At 61.9% G+C, this 6277-nt stretch carries 9 protein-coding genes; 8 read left to right on the forward strand and 1 reads right to left on the reverse strand.

All coding sequences use genetic code 11. From position 1 onward, the window contains the following. Positions 1 to 185: 185 nt before the first annotated feature. From HR9077_RS13520 to HR9077_RS13535, 4 genes are read left to right on the forward strand one after another with little or no spacing between them, the layout of a single operon-like run. A complete protein-coding gene (locus HR9077_RS13520; protein WP_136067530.1) occupies positions 186 to 926 on the forward strand; it encodes a GntR family transcriptional regulator in 741 nt (246 codons plus the stop codon). Beyond that, positions 923 to 2056: a mandelate racemase/muconate lactonizing enzyme family protein gene (locus HR9077_RS13525; RefSeq protein WP_136067531.1), complete on the forward strand. Its 1134-nt coding sequence runs from the start codon at positions 923 to 925 to the stop codon at positions 2054 to 2056. Before HR9077_RS13520 ends, HR9077_RS13525 begins: the two co-directional genes overlap by 4 nt. Positions 2057 to 2087: 31 nt before the next feature. Further along, on the forward strand, positions 2088 to 2474 hold the full coding sequence (locus HR9077_RS13530) for a YidH family protein (protein WP_210725927.1): 387 nt from the start codon (positions 2088 to 2090) through the stop codon (positions 2472 to 2474). 54 nt (positions 2475 to 2528) lie between these two features. Then, positions 2529 to 2855: a DUF202 domain-containing protein gene (locus HR9077_RS13535; RefSeq protein WP_136067533.1), complete on the forward strand. Its 327-nt coding sequence runs from the start codon at positions 2529 to 2531 to the stop codon at positions 2853 to 2855. Between the two features lie 145 nt (positions 2856 to 3000). Here the strand turns inward: HR9077_RS13535 and HR9077_RS13540 are convergent, their stop codons facing one another. Then, entirely contained in the window at positions 3001 to 3312 is a 312-nt protein-coding gene (locus HR9077_RS13540) for a MoaF-related domain-containing protein (protein WP_136067534.1), read from the reverse strand. Positions 3313 to 3694: 382 nt separating this feature from the next. Between HR9077_RS13540 and HR9077_RS13545 the strand changes: the two genes are divergently transcribed. From HR9077_RS13545 to HR9077_RS13560, 4 genes are all read left to right on the forward strand, one after another. Beyond that, positions 3695 to 4465: a FadR/GntR family transcriptional regulator gene (locus tag HR9077_RS13545; protein ID WP_136067535.1), complete on the forward strand. Its 771-nt coding sequence runs from the start codon at positions 3695 to 3697 to the stop codon at positions 4463 to 4465. A 25-nt stretch (positions 4466 to 4490) separates the two neighbouring features. Then, the gene (locus tag HR9077_RS13550; RefSeq protein ID WP_244613235.1) at positions 4491 to 5459 is read left to right on the forward strand and encodes a TRAP transporter substrate-binding protein; all 969 of its coding nucleotides are present in this window, start codon (positions 4491 to 4493) and stop codon (positions 5457 to 5459) included. Between the two features lie 64 nt (positions 5460 to 5523). Continuing rightward, complete coding sequence (locus HR9077_RS13555; protein ID WP_136067537.1) at positions 5524 to 5991, forward strand: TRAP transporter small permease; 468 nt, start codon at positions 5524 to 5526, stop codon at positions 5989 to 5991. Between the two features lie 9 nt (positions 5992 to 6000). Next, positions 6001 to 6277, forward strand: a 277-nt coding sequence (locus HR9077_RS13560) for a TRAP transporter large permease subunit (RefSeq protein WP_136067538.1), incomplete at its 3' end; no start/stop codon positions are given.

Genomic DNA, 6277 nt, shown 5'->3' on the forward strand with positions numbered 1-6277 from the left:
GTTCCAGGGCGTTGCGCGGTAACGGCATTTCAAAAGCGGTTTGTGCCATTACCATAAGAGAGCCGTTGCCCGTCCAGGCAGCGGCGAGAACGGGCTTCGGAGCCATTCAGTGATCGCGGATAGCTCCGCCGCGAAGTCCGGCGTTTACGCACCCGCCCAGGCGGCGGTCACCGGGAAAGGATCGAATGGCTGATCACAACGACGACAACGGGTTGCTCAACGCGAGCCCCATTCCGCTCTACTTGCAACTGGCGGACATCTTCCGCTACCGGATCGATCGCGGGGTCTGGTCGGAGGGCACCATGCTGCCGCCCATCGATGTGCTGATGAAGGAGTTCTCTGTATCCCGGGTCACGGTGCGTCAGGCACTGCAGTTGCTGGCCCGCTCCGGCTTGATCAAGATACAGCGCGGGGTGGGCACCCTGGTGATCAAGAGCGCCGGCGAGCGGCATCCGGTAAAGGTGGAAACCACGCTGGACGCCTTGGTGGAGGCCTACCGCGGCGATACGCCGGTGGTCACCAATATCTCCGATTCCAGCACGCCGCCGCGCCTGACCGAGAGTGATGGCGTGCCGGCGGAGGCCTACCACCACCTGCGCCGGGTACATGCCCGCGATGGCGTGAAGTACTGCGTGATCTCCATCTATCTGGAGCAGGGCGTGTTCGAGAGGGCGGAGCAGCGGTTTCGCGACGAGATCATCCTGCCGGTGCTCATGTCCCTGGACGTCACCGTGGCCCAGGCCAAGCAGAGCATCACCATATCCAAGGCGGACCTGGAAGTGTCGCGCCTACTGGACATGCAGCTCGGCGACCCGATAGCCAATGTGCGCCGGGTACTGGTGGATCCGAACAATACGATTATCTATGTTGCCGAGGCGGTCTATCGCGGCGACTACATACACCTGGAAATGGACCTGAAAGCATGAACAAACCGGTCGCCGTCCGCGATATCAAGGCCTTCGTCTACCGTTGTCCCCTGGAAACCCCGGTGGAAACCTCCTTCGGGACGATGTTGGACCGGCCCATGGTCGTGGTGCGTGTGACCGACGAGGACGGCCACCACGGTTGGGGCGAAATCTGGTGCAATTTTCCCATGGTGGGCGCCGAGCACCGCGCGCGGCTGGTGGACAGTGTGTTTAGGCCATTGATGATGGGGGCGGTTTACGACACCCCTCGGCAGGCCTTCGACGCCCTGCAGGCCGGCACTCGTGTATTGGCGCTGCAGTCCGCGGAGCCGGGGCCGTTCGCCCAGTGCCTGGCGGGCATCGACCTGGCGCTGTGGGATCTGTGCGCGCGCCGCGAGGGCCAGCCGCTGTGGCGCTATCTGGGCGGCGACTCGGACCGCATCAGCGTGTACGCCAGCGGGCTGAATCCCTCCGGGCCGGAGCGCCTGGGCCGAGCCATGGCGGACCGTGGCTATACCCGCTTCAAGCTCAAGATCGGTTTCGGGGCGGAGCGCGACCGGGCCAACCTGGCGGCCCTGCGCGACACGCTGGGCGCAGACGCGGGCCTGATGGTGGACGTGAACCAGGGATGGAACCTGGTCCAGGCCCGCGAGCAGCTGCCGGGCCTGGAGAACCTGGGCCTGAAATGGATCGAGGAGCCCCTGCTGTGCACGGCCCCCTGGTCTGAGTGGCGGGCACTGGCGGAGATGACCGACATTCCGGTGGCGGCCGGCGAGAACCTGATGGGCGAAGCCCGGTTTCAGGAAGGCATCGACAGCGGCGCGCTGTCCATCATCCAGCCGGACGCGGCCAAGTGGGGCGGTATCAGCTGTGGCTTGCCCCTGGGCCGGGCGATCAACGACGCTGGCCTGCGCTACTTCCCGCACTATCTGGGCGGCGGCATCGGTTTGCTGGCCTCGGGGCATTTGCTCGCGGCGGCGGGCGGCGAGGGCGCCCTGGAGGTGGATTCCAACCCCAATCCGTTGCGCGGCGAACTGGCCGGACCGCTCGATCGGGTGGAAAACGGAGTTGCCCTCCTGGGTGAGGCGCCGGGCATCGGCGAGCTGGACGGGCTTGAACGACTGGAGCCCTACCTAGTCGGCGAACGCTGACAGTTGAGTGCCTATCGCAAGGGTTTGGTTGTTGAACAAGGGAGATGTACCTTTGGACCCGCATCGTCGATTTCGATGGTTCCGTCTGCACACAGGGGCGCCACCGGATCCCCGCTTTACACTCGCCAACGAGCGTACGTTCCTGGCTTGGATCCGTACCGCGCTGGCGTTACTAGCCGGCGGTATCGCCATCGAAGCCTTCTCCAGTGAGCTGTTTTCCGATTCCGCTCGCCTAGGTCTGGCGGTGCTGCTGACTATGCTGGCCATGGTTATAAGCATCGGCGCCTTCTTTCGCTGGCTGAGAATCGAGCAGGCCATGCGCCTTGATCGCCCGATTCCTCCACCGTTGCAGATCCCCATCCTCTCGCTGATGGTGGCCGCGGTGACGATACTGTTCGCGATACTGCTGGCTTCATGAATATCGGTTTCAGGACTATCGCCTTCCTGAACAGCGGCGGAAAAAGAGACGACAATGGCTCAATTGCTTCATTCGGACCCCGGACTACAGCCTGAGCGAAATTGGCTCGCCTGGCGCCGAACTCTTGTGTCCTTGGTGGTGGCGAGTGCCCTGCTCGTGCGCTGGCTGCCATACCATGCTCTGATGACTTGCGGACTCTGGCTGTTGCTGGTGTCGTGCGCTTGCCTGATCGGCATGTCGTTGCAACGCCGCTATCGTCTGCAATGCGGTTACCTCAACCGGGAGCGCGCGGTGCCGGCCCTGGGCTCGATATTGGCGTTGACGGCGGCCATGCAAGTGGTGGCCATGGCCTGCCTGGTGGCGATACTGGGCGGGTTTTAAGCAAGACAGCCAAGGGTGTCTTCTACACCCTGCAGGCTCCGCCCCTGGTTCGGTCGTCAACTCCCTCGGACATTACAAGTTCCACTATTTACCTGCCAGCCTGCGATAACCGTTCGAAGTTGCCCCCTGCCGGGTCGGTAGAAACCTAGCGTTCAATCCGGCCCGTCAAACGCATGAACCCTCCCTTCGCTGGGGTAACCGCCGTGTGTGCCGTGCCGACGCCAAAATCCAGTACATGCACGATGGTGCTGCCGATATGTTCCTGCCAGGAAAGCATCAGCACATCATCGCGAATCACCACGGCTTCGTATTCGACGGTATCGGAGAATCCCGCATTATCTCCGGCCACGACCTCCACCGTCAGCTTGTTGCTCGACTCGATGGTGATGCGCGGAATAAAGGCGGGGAATTGGATCTCGAACCTTTCTCCTGGGCGAAGGGGCGAAGCGGAATCCATGGACATGCTCGCGCTATCTGCTGAATGAATGGTATCGCCACAGCCAGCGTAGCATCCCCATGACGATATTCACCCGGAACGGTCGTCGCCTCACGGGCTTGGGTCAGCCCGCCGTAAGCCGGCTGAGCATGCCCGACAGCGCCGAGGCCTCGACCATGCCCACCACGGCGTTCAGGTGGCAGGGAGTATCCATGAAGAGGTAAGACCAGTTGTTGGATACGAAAGTTTAATTGTTGACCACGTGGGACCACTCTAGTGTTTCTGCAGCACGCATTAACGGCGCCGCTCTCCCAAGCGCCGAATCTGCAGGCGTTGAAGATGCTTGGATTGGAGAGCCGGCTGCGTATAGGTGGTACCAAGAGGTAAGACCAGAGGAGGATGCATGGCTGAAGAGACGGCCCGGGGGAAGGGCGAGGAACTGCGCGGGGCCGAGAAGGTGTTCGGCTATTTCCGCGACCAGGTCCTCTCGGGGGCTCTGAACCCCGGGGATCGCCTGCCCAGTGAGCGAGAGCTGTCACTTACCCTGGGGGTGGGTCGGCCGTTGCTGCGCGAGGTCATGCGCTCGCTCAATATGCTGGGCGTACTCGACATCCGCCACGGCAAGGGCGCCTTCATCGCCCGGGCCAACTTCGGAATGCTGTCGGACTTCTTCACCTTCTATCTGGCCCAGGAGCAGAGTGCCCTCGATGACGTCATGCAGGCCCGTATCGCCATCGAGTGCCAGGCCATCCGCCTTGCCTGCGAGCGAGCCACGGACGCCGATATCTCCCGTATAGAGACATGCTTCACGCAATTGACCGAGACCGTGGATGATCCGGAACGGGGCGGCCGTTCGGACTATGAGTTCCACATCGCCATCGTGGAGGCGAGCCATAGCCAGACGCTGATAACCCTCTACCACGCCATCTCCACCATGCTGCTGAAAAGCCACGTCGAGCGGCGCAAGACGACGGCAAACGCACCCGAAATCATCGAGAGCCACATCGATTCCCACCGCCAGGTGTTCCTGGCGATCGTCGAGGGCGATGGCGACCTGGCCCATCAGCGGCTCCGCGAACACTTCGCGATAGGCGATGAACTGCGCCGGCGAAGCATCATTGCTGCCCATAGCAAGGGCAGCTCCAGCACGTACTCAACCGACAAATACAAGTGAGGCACGCATGTTCACGAGAATCGGCATGGGACTGGTCACGGCGGCCCTGGCACTGGGCCTGACTACCACGGCATCCGCTGAAACCCTGCGCTACGCCCACGTGGGGGCAGAAGGTGATCTTCAAACCCGCTACGCGGCGGAAGCCGCCAAAGAGATCAAGGAAGCGACCGACGGCAACATCACGGTTCAGGTCTTCCCCGCCAGTCAGCTGGGCGGCGTGGCCGAGATGGTCGATGGGGTCCGCATGGGGTCCATTGGCATGGGCCATCATGACTTCGCCTCGCTGGCTCGGATCGTGCCGGAGGCGGCGGTGTTCAATGCCCCCTACGTCTATCGCGATGCCGAACACGCCCTGCACGCGACGGATCCGGAATCGCCGGCAGTGCAGAAAATCAACCAGCAGCTGATCGAAGAAGGCGGCGTACGCATCATCGGCAGGATCTACCGGGGCAAGCGCCACATCTCCTCCAACTTCGCGGTCAAGTCTCCGGAAGATCTCGACAACAAGCCGTTCCGGGCCGTACCGCTGGATCTCTGGGTATCCATGGTCAAGGGCTTTGGCGCCACGCCGACGCCCGTGGCCGTCTCGGAGCTACCCACGGCACTGATGACCGGGCTGGTGGTCGGCCAGGAAAACCCCCTGACCATGATCAACGCCAATCAGCTGTACGAAGTTCAGTCGCATGTCTCGCTCACCGGCCATATGGATTCCGTGCTGGCGGTTTTCGTGAACGAGCGCGAGTGGCAATCGTTGGATGAAGCGGATCGCAGCGCCATCACGAAGGTTCTCGACGAGAAGGCCGAACAGTCGCTCGAGTGGGCGCAGAGCTCGGAAGACGAGCTGGTCAAGACCCTGAAGGACAAGGGCATGACGGTCCTTGCCGAAGAAGATGGGCTGGATGTGGAAGCTTTCCACGACCAGGTGAGAGCCCAGGTCGACAAGGACTTTCCGAACTTCAAACCCTACATCGACATGATCTCGCAGGTCGAGTGAGCCATCGTCAGGGGCCCCGAACAGGGGCTCCTGGCGGGTGTTCGAATGGTAAAGGAGTTTCGGCATGCATCTAGTCAGGCGGCTGCTGGAAGGGGTGTGCGCCTTGCTGCTGGCGGGGATCGTGCTGGTTCCTCTGGCGCAGGTCATCCTGCGGCAAGTCTTCAACAGTCCGATGGTCGGGGCGGAGGAGCTCACCCGGTTTCTGCTGGTGTGCCTGGTATTCATCGCCTACCCGTTGGTGGTCGACAATGGCGAGAATATCGTCATGGCGGAGCTTCGCGAGTCGTTGCCGACATGGCTGCGCCGGCCCGTGAAGATTCTCATCCTGCTGTGCACGATCGCGGCCAGTGTCTTTATCACCTATGCCACGGTCATTACCATTCAAGCGAACCTCGGCAATACCACACCGACCCTCAAGATCCCGTTCTGGCTGTTTCTGGGCTCGACAGCTCTCGGTTTCGGTGCCGCATGCCTGTTGCATATCGCCCATGGCATCAAACCACCCGCCTCTGAAGTCGGGCCGAACCAATAAGGGGTAATCATGGGCATTGCCTTGATCATCGGCTTTCTGGCCCTGTTCATTCTGGGCTTTCCGGTCGTTTATTCCATTCTGATTCCATCCATTGGCTATGTCCTGATCGAGGGCTTCCCCAGTGGGCTGCTGGCCCAGCGCATTACCTATGCGCTCGACAGCTTTCCCCTGGTGGCCGTGCCGATCTTCATATTCGTGGGCAATATCATGAACCTGGCGGGCGTGACCGAGCGAATCTTTCGCTTCGCCGATACGCTGGTGGGGCGGGTGCCGGGTGGGCTCGCAC

Source organism: Modicisalibacter radicis (assembly GCF_900961225.1).
Classification (GTDB): domain Bacteria; phylum Pseudomonadota; class Gammaproteobacteria; order Pseudomonadales; family Halomonadaceae; genus Modicisalibacter.

Bases quoted from the DNA above. Each gene is read 5' to 3' on its own strand.
- HR9077_RS13550 (WP_244613235.1), top strand. From the start codon at position 4,491: ATGGGACTGGTCACGGCGGCCCTGGCACTGGGCCTGACTACCACGGCA.
- HR9077_RS13535 (WP_136067533.1), top strand. From the start codon at position 2,529: ATGGCTCAATTGCTTCATTCGGACCCCGGACTACAGCCTGAGCGAAAT.
- HR9077_RS13520 (WP_136067530.1), top strand. From the start codon at position 186: ATGGCTGATCACAACGACGACAACGGGTTGCTCAACGCGAGCCCCATT.
- HR9077_RS13555 (WP_136067537.1), top strand. From the start codon at position 5,524: ATGCATCTAGTCAGGCGGCTGCTGGAAGGGGTGTGCGCCTTGCTGCTG.
- HR9077_RS13525 (WP_136067531.1), top strand. From the start codon at position 923: ATGAACAAACCGGTCGCCGTCCGCGATATCAAGGCCTTCGTCTACCGT.
- HR9077_RS13540 (WP_136067534.1), bottom strand. From the start codon at position 3,312: ATGGATTCCGCTTCGCCCCTTCGCCCAGGAGAAAGGTTCGAGATCCAA.
- HR9077_RS13545 (WP_136067535.1), top strand. From the start codon at position 3,695: ATGGCTGAAGAGACGGCCCGGGGGAAGGGCGAGGAACTGCGCGGGGCC.